Origin of the sequence: Lutibacter agarilyticus, from assembly GCF_900188235.1 — a bacterium.
Classification (GTDB): Bacteria; Bacteroidota; Bacteroidia; order Flavobacteriales; family Flavobacteriaceae; genus Lutibacter; species Lutibacter agarilyticus.
Genome location: NZ_FZNT01000001.1, coordinates 443,399 through 467,386, shown reverse-complemented (window position 1 = coordinate 467,386; position 23,988 = coordinate 443,399). Strand labels below are relative to the sequence as shown.

General features: G+C 31.5%; 18 protein-coding genes and 1 pseudogene. 3 read left to right on the top strand and 16 right to left on the bottom strand.

Translation table 11 applies throughout. The features are described from left to right. Positions 1-27 precede the first annotated feature (27 nt). The 9 genes from guaB to recG form a co-directional block, all read right to left on the bottom strand. On the bottom strand, positions 28-1,497 hold the full coding sequence (guaB, locus tag CHB67_RS01810; RefSeq protein ID WP_089380025.1) for an IMP dehydrogenase: 1,470 nt from the start codon (positions 1,495-1,497) through the stop codon (positions 28-30). Between the two features lie 67 nt (positions 1,498-1,564). Then, positions 1,565-2,065 carry a hypothetical protein gene (locus CHB67_RS01805; RefSeq protein WP_089380024.1) on the bottom strand — a complete coding sequence of 167 codons (501 nt, stop codon included), beginning with the start codon at positions 2,063-2,065 and terminating at the stop codon, positions 1,565-1,567. Then, a complete protein-coding gene (locus tag CHB67_RS01800; RefSeq protein WP_089380023.1) occupies positions 2,065-2,589 on the bottom strand; it encodes an FMN-binding protein in 525 nt (174 codons plus the stop codon). The genes CHB67_RS01805 and CHB67_RS01800 overlap by 1 nt, the downstream gene beginning before the upstream one ends. Positions 2,590-2,729: 140 nt before the next feature. Further along, positions 2,730-3,923, bottom strand: coding sequence for a hypothetical protein (locus tag CHB67_RS01795; RefSeq protein ID WP_089380022.1), 1,194 nt, complete (start codon positions 3,921-3,923; stop codon positions 2,730-2,732). Between the two features lie 172 nt (positions 3,924-4,095). Further along, positions 4,096-4,959: a hydroxymethylglutaryl-CoA lyase gene (locus tag CHB67_RS01790; protein ID WP_089380021.1), complete on the bottom strand. Its 864-nt coding sequence runs from the start codon at positions 4,957-4,959 to the stop codon at positions 4,096-4,098. Positions 4,960-4,994: 35 nt separating this feature from the next. Beyond that, entirely contained in the window at positions 4,995-5,606 is a 612-nt protein-coding gene (locus CHB67_RS01785) for a LysE family translocator (RefSeq protein ID WP_317045681.1), read from the bottom strand. 91 nt (positions 5,607-5,697) lie between these two features. Continuing rightward, the gene (locus tag CHB67_RS01780) at positions 5,698-6,729 is read right to left on the bottom strand and encodes a quinone-dependent dihydroorotate dehydrogenase (protein WP_089380019.1); all 1,032 of its coding nucleotides are present in this window, start codon (positions 6,727-6,729) and stop codon (positions 5,698-5,700) included. A gap of 74 nt (positions 6,730-6,803) precedes the next feature. After that, entirely contained in the window at positions 6,804-9,230 is a 2,427-nt protein-coding gene (gene pheT, locus CHB67_RS01775) for a phenylalanine--tRNA ligase subunit beta (protein ID WP_089380018.1), read from the bottom strand. Positions 9,231-9,357: 127 nt separating this feature from the next. Continuing rightward, positions 9,358-11,463 (bottom strand): ATP-dependent DNA helicase RecG, encoded by a 2,106-nt coding sequence (gene recG / locus CHB67_RS01770; RefSeq protein ID WP_089380017.1) that lies wholly within the window; start codon positions 11,461-11,463, stop codon positions 9,358-9,360. 100 nt (positions 11,464-11,563) lie between these two features. Between recG and CHB67_RS01765 the strand changes: the two genes are divergently transcribed. Further along, a complete protein-coding gene (locus tag CHB67_RS01765; RefSeq protein WP_089380016.1) occupies positions 11,564-12,772 on the top strand; it encodes an RsmB/NOP family class I SAM-dependent RNA methyltransferase in 1,209 nt (402 codons plus the stop codon). 220 nt (positions 12,773-12,992) lie between these two features. Here the strand turns inward: CHB67_RS01765 and CHB67_RS17450 are convergent. The 3 genes and pseudogenes from CHB67_RS17450 to CHB67_RS01755 form a co-directional block, all read right to left on the bottom strand. Then, positions 12,993-13,157, bottom strand: a pseudogene (locus CHB67_RS17450) (transposase); the annotation flags it as partial. 164 nt (positions 13,158-13,321) lie between these two features. Further along, entirely contained in the window at positions 13,322-15,091 is a 1,770-nt protein-coding gene (gene typA / locus CHB67_RS01760) for a translational GTPase TypA (RefSeq protein WP_089380015.1), read from the bottom strand. A 149-nt stretch (positions 15,092-15,240) separates the two neighbouring features. Next, positions 15,241-16,407, bottom strand: coding sequence for a proline dehydrogenase family protein (locus tag CHB67_RS01755; RefSeq protein ID WP_089380014.1), 1,167 nt, complete (start codon positions 16,405-16,407; stop codon positions 15,241-15,243). Between the two features lie 85 nt (positions 16,408-16,492). Here CHB67_RS01755 and aroB point away from each other — a divergent pair, with 85 nt between their 5' ends. Then, positions 16,493-17,560 carry a 3-dehydroquinate synthase gene (gene aroB, locus CHB67_RS01750; RefSeq protein WP_089380013.1) on the top strand — a complete coding sequence of 356 codons (1,068 nt, stop codon included), beginning with the start codon at positions 16,493-16,495 and terminating at the stop codon, positions 17,558-17,560. A 34-nt stretch (positions 17,561-17,594) separates the two neighbouring features. On the opposite strand, the gene bshA is transcribed toward aroB, so the two are convergent. The 4 genes from bshA to dnaB form a co-directional block, all read right to left on the bottom strand. Further along, the gene (bshA, locus tag CHB67_RS01745) at positions 17,595-18,728 is read right to left on the bottom strand and encodes an N-acetyl-alpha-D-glucosaminyl L-malate synthase BshA (protein ID WP_089380012.1); all 1,134 of its coding nucleotides are present in this window, start codon (positions 18,726-18,728) and stop codon (positions 17,595-17,597) included. Positions 18,729-18,881: 153 nt separating this feature from the next. Then, positions 18,882-19,727, bottom strand: coding sequence for a transketolase (locus CHB67_RS01740; RefSeq protein WP_089380011.1), 846 nt, complete (start codon positions 19,725-19,727; stop codon positions 18,882-18,884). Positions 19,728-19,822: 95 nt separating this feature from the next. Beyond that, positions 19,823-21,130: an asparagine synthetase B gene (locus CHB67_RS01735; RefSeq protein WP_176461184.1), complete on the bottom strand. Its 1,308-nt coding sequence runs from the start codon at positions 21,128-21,130 to the stop codon at positions 19,823-19,825. After that, positions 21,117-22,634, bottom strand: coding sequence for a replicative DNA helicase (gene dnaB, locus CHB67_RS01730; protein WP_089380010.1), 1,518 nt, complete (start codon positions 22,632-22,634; stop codon positions 21,117-21,119). Before dnaB ends, CHB67_RS01735 begins: the two co-directional genes overlap by 14 nt. Before the next feature lie 261 nt (positions 22,635-22,895). Here dnaB and CHB67_RS01725 point away from each other — a divergent pair, with 261 nt between their 5' ends. Beyond that, positions 22,896-23,969 carry a DUF3810 domain-containing protein gene (locus tag CHB67_RS01725; protein WP_089380009.1) on the top strand — a complete coding sequence of 358 codons (1,074 nt, stop codon included), beginning with the start codon at positions 22,896-22,898 and terminating at the stop codon, positions 23,967-23,969. Positions 23,970-23,988: the final 19 nt, after the last annotated feature.

Here is a 23,988-nt window from a genome sequence, read left to right as displayed (position 1 = left end):
TTTTTTTATAATTATAATTCCTAGTTATTATCTTGAATAATTAGGTGCTTCTTTAGTAATAGTAACATCATGCGGATGACTTTCTCTCATACCCGCTGAAGTTATTTTAACAAACTGAGCTTCTTTTTGAGTTTCAATATTTTTAGAACCACAATAACCCATACCTGCTCTTAAACCACCAATAAATTGATGCATTGTTTCAACTAACTCACCTTTATAAGGTACACGACCAACAATTCCTTCAGGAACTAATTTTTTAATATCATCCTCGACATCCTGAAAATACCTGTCTTTTGAACCTTTTTTCATTGCTTCAACAGAACCCATTCCACGGTACGATTTAAACTTTCTACCTTCAAAAATAATAGTTTCACCTGGAGACTCTTTTGTACCTGCTAGTAAAGAACCTAACATTACAGTATCTGCACCAGCTGCAATAGCTTTAGGAATATCTCCTGTATAACGAATACCACCATCAGCAATTACAGGAACACCAGAACCTTTGATAGCTTCAGCAACATCTAAAATAGCTGATAATTGCGGGAAACCAACACCTGCAACAACCCGAGTTGTACAAATTGATCCTGGTCCAATACCAACTTTTACAGCATCAGCACCAGCGTCAACTAAATATTTAGCAGCTGTACCAGTTGCAATATTACCTACAATTACATCGGTATTAGGGTATTTACTTTTTACTTCTTTTAATACAGAAACAACCCCTTTTGTATGTCCGTGCGCTGTATCAATAATTAAAGCATCAACACCTGCAGCTATTAAAGCCGCCGCACGCTCAACTGCATCACCAGTTACACCAATAGCTGCTGCAACTCTTAAACGACCGTAAGTATCTTTATTTGCGTTAGGATTTTCGCTTACTTTAATAATATCTCTAAACGTAATTAACCCTACCAGTTTATAGTTTTTATCAACTACAGGTAATTTTTCAATTTTATTGTTTTGCAAAATTAATTCAGCTTGTTTTAAAGAAGTTCCTTCAGAAACCGTAACTAAATTTTCAGAAGTCATTACCTCTTCAATTTTACGATTGTTATTTCCTTCAAAACGTAAATCTCTATTGGTTACAATTCCTATTAAAGTTCCTTCACCATTTACTACAGGAATACCACCTATTCCGTATTCACTCATAATACTTTTAGCAGTACTAACTGTTTCGTCTTTAGTAATAGTAACAGGCTCTAAAATCATTCCAGACTCTGAACGTTTTACTTTTCTAACTTCTGTAGCTTGTTGCTCAATAGTCATGTTTTTATGCAACACACCAATACCACCTTCACGTGCCATAGCAATTGCCATATCAGATTCTGTAACTGTATCCATAGCTGCGGAAACAATTGGAACGTTTAAAGTAATGTTTTTTGAAAATTTTGTTTGAATACTTACTTCTCTAGGTAATATTTCAGAATATGCTGGAATAAGTAGTACGTCATCGTAGGTTAATCCTTCTCCTACAAACTTGGAATCGTGTGAAATCATAGTGCAATCAACTTATAAATTAATTGCGAGCAAATTTACACTATTTTATTGAAATAACAGGAATTATTTATTTCTTAACATTTTTAACCATCAATAACTGATAAATTATTGAAATGACAGCAATTGCAAAACTTAGAGTCATAAATGTACCCGATACTATAATTACATATTTAAACCATAAAATGCCACACCAAAGTAAATAAATGCCCCCAAAGGTTAAAATTATTGAAATAAAAGGCTCTATCATTAAAAAATATTTCAGCTTTTTATTGATTGAAGTAGTTGCTAAAATTAAGGATAGTAAAAAGAAAATAACCGACATTGAAAGTATATGACCGTGAACTACAGTTAATATTTCGCGTTCATTTTTTTTGAATTTCATTATTTCGGCATCTTCATCATCTTCATTTCCCAAATAGTGAGTTTCAATACTTGCTGGTTTCATTGCTGTAGTATTATTTACAAAGCTTAAACCACCAAAAAAACCAATACTTAACACGGAAATAAATACCAAAATTAATCCTTTAATTTCTTTTGGTAATTGATGAATAAGTCCGTGTATTTCCATTATAGTTGCTGTTTATTATTTAAAATTGTAACCGTTTGTAATAACTTATTAACTTCATTCATCATAGATTTTACAGAAATTGTAGCTCCTGAAATACCTACAATATCTTCTTGATATTCTAATTTTTTTTCTGAAGAAGTCCCTATAAATTGCTTCAACCAACGTTTACTTCCAACTTCGCCACCGTGATCTTCTCTATAAGTTACAACCTTTACTTTTGAAACAATTAACTCATTATCAAAAATAACAATAAAATCAAAAAAATCAGCTTTTCCGTAAGCTTTTCCAAAGTAATAATACCCAATTACAGCATTTTCATGGATAATTTTAAAAAAATTAGTGTCGTTTATTTTTATTGGTAATTCGTTATTGACTTCAGAAGAAATAACGAATGCTTCCTTTGTGAATGTTTCGATATTAAAAACTGAGGAAATTTCTTTTTTGATTAAAGCATCTACTCTTTTTGATGTTGTAAAACTTAAAGAAATACCTACAATTATAAATATGGCTATTATTTTTTTCATAAGGTAATGATGCTTTATATTATTATTTTTGATAAAAGAGTTTAATTTGATAAACTAGCTAAAATATTTAAAAAACGATTATTCTACCGATTCTAAAATACTTCAACTAGCTTTAAATATAATCATTTAATTTAAATTCATTAAAACCAAACACCTACACCTGCATTGAATTGTTTTTTAGTTTCACTATCAACAACAGCGTTGCTAAACAATTGGTAATCTACTTTAAATACAACTCCATTGGCTACTTTATAATCCAATCCAAAAGTTACATCATCTCGATCATATGCCTTATTTTGAGGTAAATCACCTGCAGTTGCTGCATGTGTATTGTATTTTTCATAACGTAAAAATGGTGTTAATTGCTGTACTCCTTTTAAAGGAAAATTGTAAGCAACTTCTCCATAAACACCACTCATTTGTGATCCTAAATCTTTATCATTAAAAATATTATAAGCGTCGGTATCAGATAAATCAGTATAAATATATTGCCCTCTCAATTCTAAGTTTTTGTACACATAACGAGCGTCTAAACCTACCATAGAAACACCTACTGTACTCTCTTCTACAGAGGTGTCATCCGTTTGTGTTTTACCAAAATACCCTGCTAAACCAAGTCTTAAACCTCTTATTCCATAATAATCAAATTTTGTAGAGAAGTTAGCTGATGTAACAATAGACTCAGCACCTTTTTGGCGACCTTTTCGTAACCCATCAATACCTCTTAAAACTCCTGAACCATCTTTATAAGATATAAATCCGTTAAAAATATATGCCTGATACTTTAAAGAAGCACTATTAATGTTACCTGTTACACCAATACCCAATTCTCTCCAAGTTGTTGGCACAATATATTTATCAACGTTCGGACGCTCAACTCCACGGTATGTTGTTGGCTCATGAAATTCATTGATAATTCCCATAGGCACCAACATTAAACCAGCTAATACATTTACAGATGGAGCCACCTTATAAGAAACATATGCTTGTTCTACATAAATTTCTTTTACATGCTCTACTTCAATTTCAGTTAAAAAACTTACTTTATCACTGAATTTATAGGCAAATAATAATACCAACCTATGCACATCTATATTCCCAGGTGTAGAACCATCTGGTTCATTGTAATCTATCTGTCCATAACCTCCTAGTGTTATACCTTTATCAATTGGTGTGTTTAATAAACGTTGACCAGAATTAAAATAACTACTTCCATCTCTCTGCTGAGATTGAAATTGTGTAATTGAATCCTGTGATTGTAAATTTGTGTTTTGTTGTGAATACCCTAAAAAACTTGCTAATAATAGTGCAAATATTAATCCTCTATTTTTCATTTGAAATGTTTATTTAATCGTTTATTTTAATTTAGATTCATTATAAATAGAGTGCAAACATACGTAACGTTAGTTACATATAAAAATACTATTTAGAATATTTCTAAATAGTATGACTTATGTCATATTTTCTTAAAAGGAGTATTAAAATAGTTGGTTGAAATTGAAGGAATTATAAATTTTCAAAAATTTTTAATGCTTCATTATAAGCACTTTCAAAACTCATAGCATTAATGTTCGTGAAAGCTTTTTGTTGTGTAAAATAAGAAATCAGCTTTTCGGTTGGCATATTTCCAATCAACTCATCTTTGGCCATTGGGCAACCTCCATAACCTCTAATTGCACCGTCAAAGCGGTTACAACCTGCGTTGTATGCTGCATTTACTTTTTCGTACCAAGTTGAAGGTGAAGAATGCAAATGTGCACCAAATTCAATAGCTGAATACATCGGAATTAAATTAGAAAATAGGTATGAAATAGTTTCAGGAGTTGAACTTCCAATAGTATCTGATAACGATAAAATGGAGACTCCCATAATCGACAGTTTGCGAGTCCATTCAGCAACAATATCTATATTCCATGGGTCTCCATAAGGGTTTCCAAATCCCATAGATAAGTAAGCTACCACTTCCTTATTCGATTTTGCAGCGATGTTTAAAATTTCTTCTAAAATAACAATAGATTCGTCAATAGTTTTACCCGTATTTCGCATTTGAAAGTTTTCAGAAATAGAAAAAGGATATCCCAGATAATCTATTTCTTGAAATTGAGTAGCATCCTTTGCTCCTCTTACATTGGCTACTATGGCTAATAATTTACTTGTTGTTTTGCTTAAATCTAATTTTGAAAGTACTTCAGCAGTATCACGCATTTGAGGAATGGCTTTTGGCGATACAAAACTCCCAAAATCTATCGTATCAAAACCTACACGTAACAAAGCGTTTATGTATTGTGCTTTTGAAACTGTAGGAATAAAATGCGACTTAATGCCTTGCATAGCATCGCGTGGACATTCTATTAGTTTGACTTTTTTCATTAGACTATTTATAACAAATCAAATATACAATACTATTATGAAAATAAAATAAAAAACGCAATGCCTAAAAAAACGATAATTTTAAACCATTTTATGTTGCTATTATATGTAGGATACCGTTGTAAATACTGTGCAAAACTTCCCGATAAAATAGAAACCATACTAAAAACAAACAAAGCTTGCAACATAAACAACCCTCCCAATATATAAAATTGAGTAACGGTACTTATGCTTTCACTAAATAAAAATCCTGGAAAAAATGCCAAAAAGAAAATAGAAACTTTCGGGTTTAATACATTCATTACAAATCCTTGTTTAAATAATTTTAACAAACCTTTCTTTTGAACGTTGGAATCTAATAAAACTTCATCAGTAGCTTTATACGACAAATAGGCCAAATACAATAGATACAGTGCTCCAAACAATTTAATGATAAAGAACAATATTTCAGATTGTTTTAATACTGCCGAAACTCCAAAAGCTACCAACGTGGTATGTACTATTATACCCGAAACTAAACCTAAAGCAGTTACTATTCCGTATTTTTTACCATTGGTAATGCTTTGTACCAACACATAAATAATGTCTGGACCTGGCATAATTGTTAGCAACATAGATGCTCCGATAAATGAGATAAGGATTTCCAAATTTGGTTGTTAATTAATAATTGTTGGACTTCAACTACATTCAGCTTCCAGTATCTTCAATCATCCTACTTCCGACTTCTGACTTCCGACTTTAAGACTTAATTATCGCCTTATTAATTTTCTTTACCAATGAAGGTCCTTCATAAATAAATCCTGTATAAATTTGAACTAAATCGGCTCCTGCGTTTAATTTCTCCAACGCATCTTCAGCCGAATGTATACCACCAACCCCAATAATAGGAAACGCTTTGTTTGATTTATCAGCCAAATATTGAATTACTTTAGTACTTCTTTCTCTAACTGGCTTTCCACTTAAACCACCATTACCAATAGCTTCAAGCATTTCTTCTGAAGCTTTTAAACCTTCACGATTTACTGAAGTATTGGAAGCTATAACACCTTCTATATTAGTTTCTGCAACAATTTCAATAATTTCATCTAATTGAATTTCGTTTAAATCTGGAGCTATTTTCAATAAAATTGGCTTTTGAGTTGAAAATTCCTTATTCAACTCCTGCATTTTAGTTATCAATTCTATTAAGTAAGATTTATCAGTTAATTTGGCGTGACTACCAACATTAGGGCAACTTACATTCAGCACAAAATAATCTACATAAGGATGCAGCTCTTTAAAACACTCTGCATAGTCATTGGTATAACTATCAGGCATTGTAGCTGTGTTTTTACCAATATTTCCACCGATAATAATTTTTCCCTTATTGTGTTTTAATTTTTCAATAGCAGCTTTTAAACCATCATTGTTAAAGCCCATTCTGTTAATCAACCCATTATCAGCTTTTAATCTAAAAACACGCTTTTTAGGATTTCCTGCTTGTGCTTTTGGAGTTACCGTTCCTATTTCAACAAAACCAAAACCAAAATTAGCCAGCTCATTGTATAACACTGCATTTTTATCAAATCCAGCAGCTAAACCCACTGGATTTTTAAACGTTAACCCAAATAATTTACGCTCTAATTTTTCATCATTTACTTGAAATAAACCTCTAAAAATAGCAGGTACTCCTGGTATTTTAGACAATATTTTAATAAATGAAAATGTAAAATGGTGGATTTTTTCAGGATCGAACAGAAAAAATAAAGGTCTAATTATAAGTTTATACATTGAATTTGTTTTTGCAAAATTAAAAAAAAGCCTTTAGAAATTCATCTAAAGGCTTTAAAATTATAATGTTTTAATTATCGTAAGGTAGCACCCACATTTTTTTCAAATGTTTGTTGCAACTTTTGCATTATTTTATCTATTTGCTTGTCGTTTAAGGTTTTGTTTTCATCTTGCAATAAGAAACTTACCGCATACGATTTTTTCCCTTCCGCTAATTTATCACCTTCATAAACATCAAATAAATCAACTTCTTTTAGTAGTTTTCTCTCTGATTGAAAAGCTAAGTTATAAATTTCACCAAAAGATACATTATTATCTAACAACAATGCGAAATCACGTTTTACCGCAGGGAATTTTGGCAATTCAGAAATTTTAACTTGAGATTTACCTCCAACTTTCAACACATTATCCCAGTTAAAATCGGCAAATAACACTTCTTGTTTAATTCCAAATTCTTTATTAATTGAACGTTTTACAACTCCAAAATCTACCAATTTAATTTTTCCTAAACACAATGTAATTCCTTCTGAAAAAACATCATTTTTAGTTGGTGTTGTTTTTAAATTTTGAAGCCCTAATCGGTTTAATAACGTAAGTACAATTCCTTTTAAATAAAAGAAATCTGTTGTTTTTTGAGCAACATTCCAAGTATCTTTTGTTCTATTTCCAGAAACAAATAGAGTTAAGTGTTTGTTTTCGGTATAACCACTTTCAAATTTATGGTACGATTTTCCGAACTCAAAAAACTTGATCGCATTATTTTTTCTATTGATATTATAAACAACCGACTCTAAACCACTAAATAACAGTGACTGACGCATAACTCCTAAATCACTACTTAACGGATTTAACATAGCCACATCATTCTCAGAATTTAACACATCGGTTAAAGAAAGGTATTCAGCTTTGGTTAACGAATTTGCCATAGTTTCATTAAAACCTTGGGCAATTAATTGGTTGGCAACAACGTTTTCAATTTTTACACCATCAAATTCTGAAAAAGAAATTGACGTATTTAATTTGTGTGAAAACTCCACATTATTATAACCATACACACGCAAAATTTCTTCAATAACATCCGCTTCACGAGTTACATCTACTCTGTACGATGGAATTGTTAAACCAATACCACCATCAGTAACACTATTAAATTTAATATCTAAAGAAGCTAAAATATTTTTTACCGTTTCTCTTGGAATTTCAGCACCAATTAAACGATTCATTTTTTCAAAAGATAAAAACACTTGAAAATCTTCCATTTTTGTTGGATATAAATCAACTATCTCAGAAGATATTTTTCCACCTGCAATTTCTAAAATTAAGTTTGCGGCACGCTTAAGCGCATATTTTGTAATATTTGGATCAATTCCTCTTTCAAATCTAAAAGAAGCATCTGTGTTTAACGCGTGTCTTTTTGCCGTTTTTCTTACTGTTACAGGGTTAAAGTAGGCGCTTTCCAAAAATATTGAAGACGTATCATTTGTAACTCCAGAGTCTATTCCTCCAAAAACACCTGCAATGCACATTGGCTCTTCATTACCGTTACAAATCATTAAATCTTCTTCATGTAACTCACGCTCAACACCGTCTAAGGTTGTAAATTTTGTTCCAGAAGGCAACGTTTTAACAATTACTTTGTTCCCTTTTACTTTTGAAGCATCAAAAGCATGCAGTGGTTGGCCAAGTTCATGCAACACATAATTTGTAGCATCAACAATATTATTAATTGGTGTTAAACCAATTGCTTTTAACCTATTTTGAATCCATTCTGGTGAATCTTTTACAGTAACGTCAGAAATAGTAACTCCAGCATAACGTGGTGCTTTTTCTGAATCCTCAACTTCTACATCAAACTTCAACGTTCTATCATCTACATGAAAATTACTTGCTGAAGGAGATATCAATTCTAAGGTTACCCCATTTTGAATTAAACCTGCTCGTAAATCACGCGCTGTACCGTAATGACTCATTGCATCGGCACGGTTTGGTGTTAGGCCTATTTCAAAAACTTCGTCTTTTTCTATATTGAAAACTTTGGCAGCAGGAGTACCAGCTTCTAATTCATCATCCAACACCATAATACCATCATGACTGGATCCTAAACCTAATTCATCTTCGGCACAAATCATTCCGTGACTTTCTTCACCTCTAATTTTACCTTTTTTAATTTTGAAACCTTCACCTTTATCATCATATAAAGTAGTACCAATAGTTGCCACAGGAACCGTTTGACCGGCAGCAACATTAGGAGCGCCACAAACAATTTGCACAGGTGTTTCCGTTCCTAAATCAACCGTGGTTATTCTTAAACGATCTGCATTGGGATGTTGAACACAGGTTAACACCTTACCAACAACAATGCCTTCTAAACTTCCTTTTATGGATTCAACAGTCTCAATTCCCTCAACTTCAAGTCCTAAATCGGTTAATAATTCCCCTGTTTTTTCCGCTTCCCAATCAACCTTCAAAAACTGCTTTAACCAATTGTATGATATTTTCATCTAAAATTTGTTTTTTTTCGAATGGCAAAGATAATCATTACATATTAAATGTTAAAAGTTTGAAGTTAAAAGTTGCCTTTAGAATTTTAAGGTTTTGGTATTAAAAGTAAGCCTCAAAAGTAGTTATTTAGCTAATGTTTTGCCAAATAGTACTGTTTTTACTTATTTTTTGGTAAGCTATTTTTATACACCCATTTTCTGGATTTGCTAAAATAGGATCTACTGTTAGTAAATTAATTGCTGTAGCTCTTGCCATTTTTAGCAAATTGGCATCTTTAACAATATCGGCAATTCGTAAATTTAAAACTCCACTTTGTTGCGTTCCCATTAAATTTCCTGGGCCACGTAATTTTAAATCTACTTCTGCAATTTTAAAACCATCACTGGTTTCAACCATTGTATTTAAACGGATTTTTGCTTCAGCCGAGAGTTTAAAACTCGTCATTAAAATACAATAACTTTGTTCAGCTCCACGTCCAACTCTACCCCGTAATTGATGCAATTGAGACAAACCAAAACGTTCAGCGCTTTCAATAACCATAACACTGGCATTTGGAATATTAACCCCTACTTCAATAACGGTAGTTGCCACCATAATTTGAGTTTCACCCTTCACAAAACGCTGCATTTCATACTCTTTATCAGTCGGTTTCATTTTTCCGTGAACTATGCTAATTTGATATTTTGGCAATGGAAATTCTCTAGAAATACTTTCGTAACCATCCATTAAATCTTTATAATCCATCGCTTCAGACTCATTGATTAACGGATAAACAACATAAACTTGCCTTCCTTTTTCAATTTCATCTCTTAAAAACTTAAAAACCGACAAGCGATTAGCATCATACCGATGCGCTGTTTTTACTTCTTTTCGTCCTGGAGGCAATTCATCAATTACCGAAATATCTAAATCGCCATACACACTCATTGCCAAGGTTCTTGGAATTGGTGTAGCTGTCATTACCAAAATATGTGGAGGTAATTCGTTTTTTCGCCATAGTTTTGAACGTTGCTCTACTCCAAAGCGATGTTGCTCATCAATAATAGCGATTCCTAAGTTCTTAAATTTTACTTTATCTTCAATAAGAGCGTGCGTACCTATTAAAATATGCAATTCGCCCGATTCTAATTGTTCATGAATTAGTTTGCGTTGTTTTGTTTTTACTGAACCTGTTAAAAGTTGAATATTAACTCCCATTCCGTCTAACAATTCAACCAACGAATTATAATGCTGAGTTGCTAAAATTTCGGTAGGTGCCATTAAAGCTGCCTGAAAACCATTATCCAATGCAATTAGCATCGTTAACAGCGCAACAATTGTTTTACCAGACCCTACATCTCCTTGCAACAATCGATTCATTTGCGCATTAGAGCCAACATCTTTTCTAATTTCTTTCAACACGCGTTTTTGCGCATTGGTTAGGTCAAAAGGTAATTTGTTTTTATAAAATTCATTAAAATAAGCTCCAACCTGTGTAAAATTATACCCTTTAATTTTTGACTTCCGAATTAACTTCTTTCGAATTAATTGTAATTGAATAAAAAATAATTCTTCAAACTTTAAACGCTGCTGTGCTTTAGTTAATAAATCTTGGTTTTTAGGAAAATGAATATTTAGTAAAGCTTCACTTTTTGAAATGAAGTTGTATTGTTTAATAATTGAATCTGAAAGTGTTTCTGCAAACTTACCATGAACTTCTTCAAACAAATTTTGAATCATTTTTGAAACAATTCTGTTAGTAATACCTTTATTAGTTAATTTTTCGGTGGAAGGATATACAGGCTGCATGGCAGTTCGCAAGCTTTTTTTATATTCAGCCAGCAGTTCAATTTCCGGATGCGGCATTGAGAAGAGTCCGTTAAAATGAGTTGTCTTTCCAAAAATAACATACGTTGTATTTAGTTTTAGTGTATCTTTTATCCATTTTGCTCCTCTAAACCAAACCAATTCCATAAAACCAGTTTCGTCTCTAAAAGTGGCCACTAGCCTACTTCCTCTTTTTTGTTGTACCGTTTTTATGTTTGTGATTTTTCCTATTACCTGAATTTCAGCCGAGTTTTGTTGCAACTGATTAATTTTAAAAAACTGAGTTCTATCAATATACCTATTCGGAAAAAAATTCAATAAATCTTCAAAAGTATAGATGCCTAATTCTGATTTTAAAAGATCAGCTCTACTAGGTCCAACGCCTTTTAAATAAGAGATAGAAGTGTTTAAGGTATACGTACTCATTTACTTTTATAAAACACGAAGGTAATAATTCAAAGAGCAATAAACAATTACATTTTTAATAGTAACTAATTACGTATCTTTGCAACCTTAAAATTTTAGTATGAGATTACACAGAAACTTAGTATTTACAGTTATTGACTCCATGAAACTTATTTTTAATGAAGAAGAGTATGCTGATAAAGTGGTTCAAAAAGCATTAAAACGCGATGCACGTTGGGGAGCTAGAGACCGAAAATTTGTTGCCGAAACTATTTACGAAATGGTTCGTTGGAAACGTTTATACAATGAAATTGCTGGAACAAAATCTCACTATACTACTGAAAATGTTTGGAAAAACTTTAGTGTTTATGCTGTTTTAAAAGGTTATAAATTACCCGATTGGCCACAATTTGTTGGAGTTCCTGAAAGAAGATATAAAGGAAAATTTGATGAACTTCAAAAAACACGTGTTTTTAAAGAGTCTATTCCTGATTGGATGGATGAATTGGCGATAAAAGAGTTAGGTGAAAAACATTGGACAAAAGAAATTGAAGCCTTGAATAAACAAGCTGAGGTAATTTTACGTACAAACACGCTTAGAACGAATAAAGCTTCATTACGCAAAAAATTAGCTGAAGAAGGTATTGATACTGTTTTTATTGACGGTTATCCTGATGGTTTAAAATTAGTTGAGCGTGCAAACGTATTTAAAACTAAATGTTTTCAAGATGGTTTATTTGAAGTACAAGATGCTTCTTCACAATTGGTTGCTGCCTATTTAGATGTAAAACCTGGAATGCGTGTAATTGATACGTGTGCGGGTGCTGGTGGAAAAACATTACATTTAAGCGCCTTAATGGAAAATAAAGGACAAATTATTGCTACCGATATTTACGAAAGTAAATTGAAAAAATTGAAAATTAGAACCCGAAGAGCTGGTGCTCATAATATTACTACCAAAGTAATTGATTCTTCAAAAGTGATCAAAAAAATGAAAGGCACTGCCGACAGAGTTTTGATTGATGCGCCTTGTAGTGGTATTGGAGTTTTAAAAAGAAATCCTGATAGTAAATGGAAATTACAACCTGAATTTGTAGATAATATTATTAAAACACAAGCTGAAATTTTACAAAACTATTCGCAATTGGTTAAGGTTGGAGGAAAAGTTGTGTATGCTACGTGTTCTATTTTACCTTCAGAAAACGAAAATCAAGTAAAAAAGTTTATAAAAGAGAATGAGAATTTTCAAATTCTAAAAGATCATAAAGTATCGCCTTTTAAAACGGGTTATGATGGTTTTTACATGGCTTTATTAGAACGTAAAAGTTAAATTAAAAAGACACTATCCCGTAAAGTGTGTAAACTTATTTATAGGGTTCAATTTATTAAAGTTGAACCCTATTTTCAATTATAGTAATAAATTGATTGTAAATTTATCCATTTTTAAAACATGTTTTTTACCATTTTTCGCTAATGTTTGTGCAGTTTGATAGATTGAAGATTGACTTTAAAGCAGCTTCAATATTAGGAAAGACCTTTTTAGTTCGGTTTTACTTTCTTGAACTTGCATTAAAACTTTCAATAATGTTAATAGTATAAATAAATTTTCTAATTTCATTGGGGTGACTTAAAAAAGTTGTTAGGTTGTCCCAAGATTGCATTGATAAATACTTTTTAGCCCAATTTTGTTTAAATATTTCAAAAGATTCTAAGACTTCATCTAAATTGTCAACCTAATAAACCCCCTTATATCTACAATATTTTTTCTACAGTTTTTTAAAAAGGAATATTACACTCCCACATAAAGTAGTAATCATTACAAAAAAAAGCCACTTACATAACAATGTAAGTGGCTTTAATATTTTAATTAAGTTTTATACTATCTAAAAGATATTTTACGCATACGTAAACTTAAAGGTGTAACTTCTAAATACTCATCTTCTTTAATATACTCCATACATTCTTCTAAAGAAAATTCTTTCTTAGGAGCAATGTTTACAGCTGTATCTGTTCCTGATTTACGAACATTTGTAAGTTTTTTACCTTTTGTAAGGTTAATTGACATATCATCTTGTCTGTTATTCTCTCCTACAATTTGACCTTTATATATTTCTTGATTGATATCAATAAAGAAAATACCTCTATCTCCTAATTTATCAATTGAATAAGCAGTTGCTTTACCTGCATCTCCAGAAATTAAAGCTCCATTTATTGAAGTCTCTATTTCTCCTTTAAAAGCATCAAAACCACGTAATCTATGGTTAATAATTGCTTCACCTTGAGTTGCCGTTAATATTTTATTACGTAAACCTATTAAACCACGTGAAGGAATATCAAATTCTAAATGCTGCATATCTCCTTTAGGTTCCATCACCAACATATCCCCTTTTCTTAAACTTACCAAGTTAATTGCTTTACTTGCTAAGTGTTCAGGAACATCAATTACTAATGTTTCATAAGGCTCACATTTAACACCATCAATTTCTTTGATAATTACCTGTGGGCGACCAACTTGTAACTCATACCCTTCTCTTCTCATTGTTTCAATTAGAACAGATAAATGCAAAATTCCACGACCAAAAACATTAAATTTATCTTCAGAATCTGTAGCTTCAACACGTAATGCTAAATTCTTTTCAGTTTCTTTGAACAAACGATCACGTAAGTGACGAGAAGTTACATATTTACCTTCTTTACCGTAAAATGGAGAGTTATTAATTGTAAATAACATACTCATAGTAGGTTCATCTACTTTTAATCTTGGTAAAGCTTCTGGATTTTCTAAATCAGCAATTGTATCTCCAATATCAAAACCTTCAACACCTGTTATTGCACAAATATCTCCACTTCTTACTTTTTCAGCTCTATTTTTACCTAAACCTTCAAATGTATGTAATTCTTTGATACGTACTTTCTTAAAACTACCATCAGCTTTACAAAGCATATAATCTTTTGCCTCAACTAAATCTCCTCTAAATACACGTCCAATTGCAATTCTACCTACAAAAGATGTAAAATCTAATGAAGTAATTTGCATTTGTGGTGTTCCTTCAAAATAAGGAGCTTCAGGTATATTTTCTAAAATAGAATCTAATAAAGGTACAATATTATCTGTTTCATCTTTCCAATCATAACTCATCCAACCATTTTTTGCAGAACCATAAATAGTTGCAAAATCTAATTGTTCTTCAGTTGCATCTAAAGCAAACATTAAGTCAAACACTTTATCGTGAACTATATCTGGTGTACAATTTGGCTTATCAACCTTATTAATAACCACAATAGGTGTTAATCCTAATTCTAAAGCTTTTCCTAAAACAAAGCGAGTTTGAGGCATTGGTCCTTCAAAAGCATCAACTAAAAGCAATACACCATCAGCCATTTTTAAAACGCGTTCAACTTCACCACCAAAATCGGCGTGACCAGGAGTATCAATTACGTTAATTTTTACACCTTTATAATTGATTGATACATTTTTAGATAAAATGGTAATTCCACGTTCACGTTCCAAATCATTATTATCTAATAATAAATCTGTACGTACTTTACGCTCATCTAATATATGAGCTTGATCAATAATTTTATCAACCAACGTAGTTTTACCGTGGTCAACGTGAGCTATAATAGCTATGTTTCTAATAGATTGCATATAATGTTTTTTAGCAGCTGCAAAAGTAGTTGTTTTATTTTGTTTTACAGCACCAATTAAAAATAATAATTTTTAATTAACATATTGATATACAGTAAACTAAAAAAAGAGCCATTAAAACAGCTCTTTATTAATATTTAAAAAAAGATTTAAACTTTTCGTCGTTCTCGTTCTCGTTTCAATAATTCGAGCTCTCTATTTGTTTGCCCAGCTACCGATGTATTTTCCTCTGCGCGTCTAATTAAATAAGGCATCACGTCTCTTACTGGTCCGTATGGCAAATACTTAGCTACATTGTAACCGTGTTTAGACAAGTTATAACTAATATGATCACTCATTCCGTATAACTGTCCAAACCAAATTCTTTTGTCAGCTTTATCAATTGAAGATTTTGACAATAAATCCATTAATAAATAAGAACTCTCTTCATTATGCGTTCCTGCAAAAACAGCCATATCTTCAATATTGTTAAACATATAAGTTAATACATTATTAAACATTTTATCGGTTGCAGCTTTGTTTTCACAAATTGGATCTTTGTAGCCTTTTTCTTCAGCACGTTCACGTTCTTTTTCCATATAAGCTCCACGAACTAATTTCATGCCTATTTTAAAACCTTGCTCGTTAGCTCTTTTATGTAGTTTCTTCAAATAATCTAAACGATCCCAACGGTATAATTGTAACGTACCAAAAACAATCACTTTCTCAGTATTATATTTAGCCATCATTTCTTCAATTAAATCATCGGCGGCAGTTTGCATCCAAGTTTCTTCAGCATCAATTAGTAAAGGTACATCTCTTTCAAAAGCAGCCTTGCAAACAATGTAGTATCTTTCTTTTATACGATTCCATTCGTTTATTTCCTGTTCGCTTAATACTTCACCTTCAGTTAATTTTCTATAGACTTCTAATCTACCAAAACCTGTAGGTTTAAAAACAGCAAAGGGTACACTGTCTTTTTCTTTACCAAACTTAATGTTATTTAAGGTTTTTTGCATTGTTAAATCAAACTGCTCATCATCTTCCTTTCCTTCTGCAGAATAATCTAAAACAGCATGTACTCCTTTCGAATACATTTTTTCAATGGTTGACATACAATCAATTTCTGTAACACCGCCACAAAAATGATCAAATACGGTAGCTCGTATCAATCCTTCAACCGGTAAGTGCGTTTTTAACGCAAATTTAGTCATAGCTGTCCCTATTTTCACTAAGGGCTCACGCTTTATCATTTCAAACAAATAAAAGGCTCTATCAATCTCTGAATTAGATTTTACTTCAAAGGCAACCTCTGTATTGTCAAATATTTTATCCATTCAAATTATGTTTTAACAAAGATAATTACAAACAGTTTATTTTTTCATATTTTTACCCTTAATTTGCACAAAAATATTATCCAAAATGCAACCTATATTATCCAATAATTACTACGTAAATTTTCAAGAAGACGCATATATTAAATTGAACAAATATATTATTGACACTCCTCCTTCTAAAATATTTATTTTAGTAGACGAAAATACCAACGAAAATTGCCTACCTATTTTATTACAAGCTCTTGAAACCACTCAAGAAATTGAAATTATTGAAATTGAAGCTGGTGAAGAAAATAAGAATTTAGATACCTGCTCGGGTGTATGGCATGCACTTACAGATTTGGGTGCTGACCGAAAAAGTTTAATGATTAACTTAGGTGGTGGTGTAATTACAGATTTAGGTGGTTTTGTAGCTTCAACATTTAAAAGAGGTATTGCTTTTGTTAATATTCCTACAACTTTATTAAGCATGGTTGATGCTTCTGTTGGCGGTAAAACAGGTGTTGATTTAGGAGTGTTGAAAAATCAAATTGGATTGTTTTCGGATCCTGAAATGGTACTTATTGACACTCAATACTTAAATACAGTTCCTGAAAGAGAAATTATCTCGGGTTTAGCTGAAATTATTAAATATGGCTTAACTTATGACGTAACAATTTGGAATAAAATTAGAAATTTTGACGAACTTTCACTTGAAAATATTAGTACGTTAATTCACCGTTCAATAGAAATTAAAAACGAAGTTGTAACTGAAGACCCTAAAGAAGGAGGTTTACGTAAAGTATTAAATTTTGGACATACCTTAGGGCACGCTATTGAATCGTATTTTTTAGAATCTGAAGAGAAAGATAAATTAACTCACGGTGAGGCTATTGCCATTGGTATGATTACAGAATGTTATATTTCAGAAAAACTATTAAATTTTCCTTCGGAAGAAGTAGCTGAAATCAAAATGAAAAGTCTTAAGATTTATGAAAAAGTTCAAATTAACAAGACTGATTATGATCCTATTATGGAGCTTTTAATTCACGACAAAAAGAATGTTGGCGGACAAGTAAACTTTGTGCTTTTAACCAGTTATGAGAATTTTAAAGTTGACTGTAAAGTTGATAAAGCCTTATTAATTGAAGCGCTAGATTATTATAATAGTTAATCGAGATTAGGGATTAGAATATAATATTTTAAAACTAACAACAACCAACAACAACTTCACGATACAGTTCTTTATACGCGGGTAAAACGTTTTGTAAACTAAAACGTTTTGCCTGTGCTAAAGCATTTTGCTTAAACTGCTGCAATCTTTCATCATTTTCTAAAATAAAAATTCCGTTTTTAGCCATATCATCGGTATCACCTACATCGCTTAAAAATCCCGTTTCTCCTTGAATATTTACTTCAGGTAAACCACCTGCATTTGTTGATATTACAGGTGTTCTTGCAGCCATAGCTTCCAAAGCAGCCAAACCAAAACTTTCAGTTTCAGAAGGCAGTAAAAACAAGTCTGAATAACAAAGTAATTTATTAACCTCGTTACTATTTCCTAAAAATAAAACTCGATCCAAAATTCCTAATTGTTTTGCTTGAAACTCTATAGCTTCCCTATCTGGTCCTTCACCTACTAATAATAATTTTGATGGAATTACTTTTTGAATTTTATAAAAAATATCCATAACATCGGTTGCTCTTTTAACCGGGCGTAAATTACTGATATGTGTAATTATGCGTTCACTATCCTTTGCAATGGTATTTCGCTTGCACTCTTCAGCATGAATTTCAGGATATTTTTCAAAATCAATAAAATTATGAATTACATGTATTTCTTTTTTAATGTTGAATAAACGCAAAGTATCATTCTTTAAACTTTCTGAAACCGTAGTTACTACATCAGAATTATTGATACTAAATTCAACCGCTGTTTTATAGTTAGGGTGACTTCCTACAAGTGTAATATCTGTTCCGTGTAATGTAGTTACAACCTTAATGTCAATCCCTTTTTCTTTCAACATTTGTTTTGCCATATACGCAGCATACGCATGCGGAATTGCATAATGTACATGTAAAATTTCCAAATCATACATTTCTACAACTTCAACCATTTTACTTGACAACGCTAATTCATAAGGTTGAAAATGAAATAAAGGGTATTCTTCTACAAAAACTTCATGAAAATGAATGTCATTAGAAATAAAATCTAACCTAACTGGTTGTTTATATGTGATAAAATGTACGTGATGCCCTTTTTGAGCCAAAGCCATTCCTAATTCAGTTGCTACTACTCCACTTCCTCCAAAAGTTGGATAACAAACAATTCCTATTTTCATTTATTAAGTTTAATATTATTTTGAACAGACGTAAATATAACTATAAACTTACAAATGATAACTGTTACTTGTACTAAAAAATCACAAAAAAACCTCTTTCAATGTTGAATGAAAGAGGTTTTAGTTAATTTATATAAAATTAAACACTAAGGTTTAATAATCTCCTAATGTTGCAGGGTTTTGATTTAAAGCATCTTCCAATTGAGCATCACTTGGTGCTTTACCATGCCAAGCATGTGTATGCATCATAAAATCAATTCCGTTACCCATTTCTGTTTGTAATAAAATACAAACAGGTTTTCCGTTTCCGGTTAAAGATTTAGCTTCAGCTAAAACTTTTTGAATACTTTCAATATCATTCCCTTTTTCTTCTTCCAAAACAATCCATCCAAAAGCTTCAAACTTTGCTTTTAAATCACCCATTGGCATAACGTGATCTGTAGAACCATCTATTTGCTGTCCGTTATAATCAATAGTTGAAATTAAATTATCTACGTTTTTACCAGCTGCATACATAATTGCTTCCCAGTTTTGACCTTCTTGCAACTCACCATCTCCGTGTAGCGTATATACTAACCTGTCATCTCCATTTAGCTTTTTAGCTTGAGCAGCACCTAATGCAACACTCATTCCCTGACCTAAAGATCCTGAAGCCATACGAACACCAGGCAACCCTTCATGTGTTGTTGGATGCCCTTGTAAACGTGTATTTAATATTCTAAACGTAGCCAATTCTTCCACAGGAAAATAACCACTTCTTGCCAAAACACTATAAAAAACTGGTGAAATATGCCCGTTAGATAAAAAGAACAAATCCTCCCCTTCTCCATCCATATCAAAATCTGTTGAATGCTTCATAACATCCTGATAAAGAACTGTTAAAAACTCATTACAACCTAATGAACCTCCTGGATGCCCAGAGTTTACTGCGTGTACCATTCGTACAATATCTCTTCTTACTTGCTGAGCAAAATCTTTTAATTGTTGTGTAGTTGACATTTTTTATTATTTAATTTAAAAAAGCAAAAATACTCTTTTTGAAATTTGATACAATATTATTTTGAAATAAAGTTATTGTGGTGTTATTAACACGTTTATGTTTTCTGTTTTTTCTTTTTTGCAGCAGGAAACAATACATTATTTAATATCAATCTGTAACCAGGTGAATTTGGGTGTAAATCTAATTCTGTTTTCGGGTCTCCTACTCTATGCTGATAATCTTCAGGATCGTGCCCTCCATAAAATGTAAACATTCCTTTTCCTTTAACTCCATGAATATATCGTGCTTCTCTATTTGATTTTATTTCACCCATAACCAACACATTTGATTTGATAGCATCTCGATCAAATGATGTTGTTTGCCCCATAAAACCTTTCACCAATTGCGTATGATTTTGGCATAACATTGTAGGAATTGGATCCCATTTCGCTGAATATTCTTTCAATGAAAAATAATCTGAGGTTCGTTTTATACTTGAGCGCTTGCGTGTCATATCAATAGAAGAAAACTCGTACTCCATAGGGTTTTTAACCAAGGTGAAATCTTTAAAAGCAAAGGTTTTATTGTAATCTATTTTTGTTTGATAATCTTTTTCTGAAGGATCACCATCAAACATAACTTCACAAATATCAACACCTTCTGCAGAAAGTGCAATGTCAAAACTATCTGTTGCTGAACACATGGCAAACATAAATCCGCCACCAATTACAAAATCTCTAATTTTTAATGAAACTACCAATTTTTCTTGAGAAACTTTTGAATAACCTAAGCTTTCTGCTAAGTTTTCTGCATTTTTTTTCTGTTCAATATACCAAGGGGCCATTTTATAAGAGCCATAAAATTTACCATATTGCCCTGTAAAATCTTCATGATGTAAATGTAACCACTCATATAAAAGCAACTTTTCGCTTAAAACTTCTTCATCATAAACTACATCAAAAGGAATTTCAGCATAAGTTAAAACCATAGTTACAGCATCATCCCAAGGCATTCTATCTTTTGGTGAATATACCGCAATTTTAGGTGCTTTTTCTAAAACAATCGCTTCCATATTTTTAGACGGGCTGCTAATTTCCTCTAAAATTTTTGCGGCTTGCGTGTCTGAGATAACTTGAAAAGTAACACCTCTAATTTTACATTCATTTCTTGTGGCTTCAGAATCTTCTAATAAAAATGAACCTCCTTCATAATTTAGCAACCACTTTGCTGTATTTCCTTTTTCCAAAGACCAGTACGTAATTCCGTAAGCTTTTAAATGATTCGTTTGCGTTACGTCATCCATAGGAATTAAAATAAAAGACGCAAATATAGAATTAGATACTAAACAAAAAAACACAACCAACAATTGTTTAATTATTGGTTGAATATTTAAGTTATATGTGCTGTTTTTAAAAAGGTACATCACCGTCATCTAAGTTATCAGGAGCTCCAAAAGCATCTTCGGCACTTGCTGGAATACTACCTTCAGGAATCACATTCATTTTAGATTGGAATTCATTTCCATAATCTTCATCTAAATTACTAAACTGTGCTAAATGCCCTGTAAATTTTAAACGAATATTTTCCAAACCACCGTTACGGTGTTTTGCTACAATAAATTCTGCCTGACCTTCACAAGGTGAATGTTCATCATCGTCCCACTCTGTTAAACCATAATATTCAGGTCTAAAAATAAATGAAACAATATCGGCATCTTGCTCAATCGCTCCAGATTCACGTAAATCTGAAAGTAAAGGTCTTTTACTACCTCCACGCGTTTCAACCGCACGAGATAATTGTGAAAGAGCAATAACAGGGATTGATAATTCTTTTGCCAAAGCTTTTAAGTTTCTTGAAATCATTGAAATTTCTTGTTCTCGATTTCCTCCACCAGCACCACCAGCTGTCATTAATTGTAAATAATCAATAATTATAATTTTAATTCCGTGTTGTGAAGCCAAACGACGGGCTTTTGCACGTAAATCAAAAATAGATAAGGAAGGTGTATCATCAATAAAAATTGGTGCTTTAGATAAGTTTTTAACTTTTACATTTAATTGCTCCCACTCGTGAGGCTCTAAATTACCTTTTCTTAGTTTTCCTGAAGAAATACCCGTTTCACTAGAAATCATACGAGTAATAAGCTGTACCGAGGACATCTCTAATGAAAAAATGGCTGCAGGAGTTCCAAAATCTATGGCCATATTTTTTGCCATAGACATTACAAAGGCTGTTTTCCCCATACCAGGACGTGCAGCTAAAATAACTAAATCGGAAGGTTGCCAACCAGATGTTAATTCATCCAAACGTGTAAAACCAGTGGCAACACCACTCATTCCACTTTGGTTAGAAATCTCCTGAATCTTTTTAATCGCCTGATTTACAAGACCCTCAGCATCTTCAGATCCCTTTTTAAGATTTCCTTGTGTAACCTCAAAAAGCTTTGTTTCAGCATTGTCTAACAAATCAAAAACATCCATTGTTTCATCATACGCTTCCTCAATAATTTCAGAAGAAATTGAGATTAATTTACGCTGAATAAATTTTTGAAGAATAATACGTGCGTGAAACTCAATATGCGCTGATGATGATACTTTTTGTGTTAAGCCAACTAAATAAAAATCACCTCCAGCAGCTTCTAAATTTCCTGTTTTTCGTAACTGGTTAGAAACTGATAATAAATCAATTGGCTCTGTATTTTGAAATAAAGCATAAATAGCTTCATAAATTAACTGATGTGACTCTTTATAAAAAACTTCATCATGAATAATATCAATAACATCATCAACCCCTTTTTTATCAATCATCATTGCTCCCAAAACAGCTTCCTCTAAATCAATTGCTTGAGGCGGAATTTTCCCCTTCTCAAGACTTATTACTGAATTTTTTTTAAACTTTTTTGCTGGTGTCGGCTGTAAATTCTTCACTCAATTAAATTTATAAATAGTTGGTTATTAGAATATTAATTTACGATATAATATCGATAAATTCAGTTGCAATATAAAAACATATTGTTTAGAAAAACAATTAGATTCGTGTTTTTTTACGTTAACAAATGTAATTTTTAAAACACAGTTTTAACTTAAATATCAATATTTATTTGTACACATTTCTTGTTAACAAGTTTCATTTTTGTTAATAACTTAATAAACGTATAATTCTCATTAATTATTTCATATTTTTGAAAAATGAAAGTTGAAAAAACAACTAAAATATTAACAATCCTTTTAGTTATGCAATGGGCTTTTGTGCAAATTATTGCCCAATACCCAAGTTTTGTTGAGAAATATTATGCGAACGGGTTGTATGTTTATATTTCTAATTTGTTACGATTTGTATTAGGTTGGGTCCCATTTTCAATTGGCGACTTTATTTATACCTTTCTTATTTTTTATATTTTAAAATCTATCTTCATTGCAACCAAAAAAAGAAAAATCAATTTTAAAAAAACTTTTTTTAAAACGGGCGCTATTTTATCTATTCTTTTTTTCTTTTTTCACCTAAATTGGGGGTTAAATTATTTTAGAACTCCTTTATTTGAACGTTTAAATTTTAATAAAACTACGTATTCAAATACTGAACTTATTGAGTTTACCGAAACTTTAATCACTAAAATAAATACTGTTCACACTTTAATTACTCAAAACGACACATTAGTTGTTGCTATTCCTTTCACTAAAAATGAAATAAAACAAATAGCTTCAAATTCGTATAAAGAATTAGAAAAAATACATCCAGAGTTCAACTACAAAAATACTTCTATAAAAAGCTCTCTTTTTAGTTTACCCCTAACTTATATGGGGTTTGCTGGTTATATTAGTCCACTAACAAATGAAGCACAAGTAAATTATTTAATTCCGAAGAATAATTATCCTGCAACAAGCTGTCATGAAATTGCACATCAATTAGGAATTGCATCAGAAAAAGAGGCTAATTTTGTAGGGTATTTAGCTGCTACAACCTCTAAAAACAAATATGTTAATTATTCTGGCTATTTAATGGCTTTACGCTATTGCTTGTTTGAAATTTACAGAAAACAACCCGAGAAATTTGAAGCTTTAAAACAAACATTAAACAAAGGTATTTTAAAAGACATTCAAAATAGCCAAAAGTTTTGGCAATCGTACCAAAACTGGTCTGAACAATTTTTCAAAATCTTTTACGATTCTTATTTGAAAGCTAATAAACAACAGTACGGAATTAATGGTTACAATAAAGTTGTACTGCTTTTAATAAATTATCATTCAACCAAAGAAATATAGCTTTTTAAATAGTATTTTT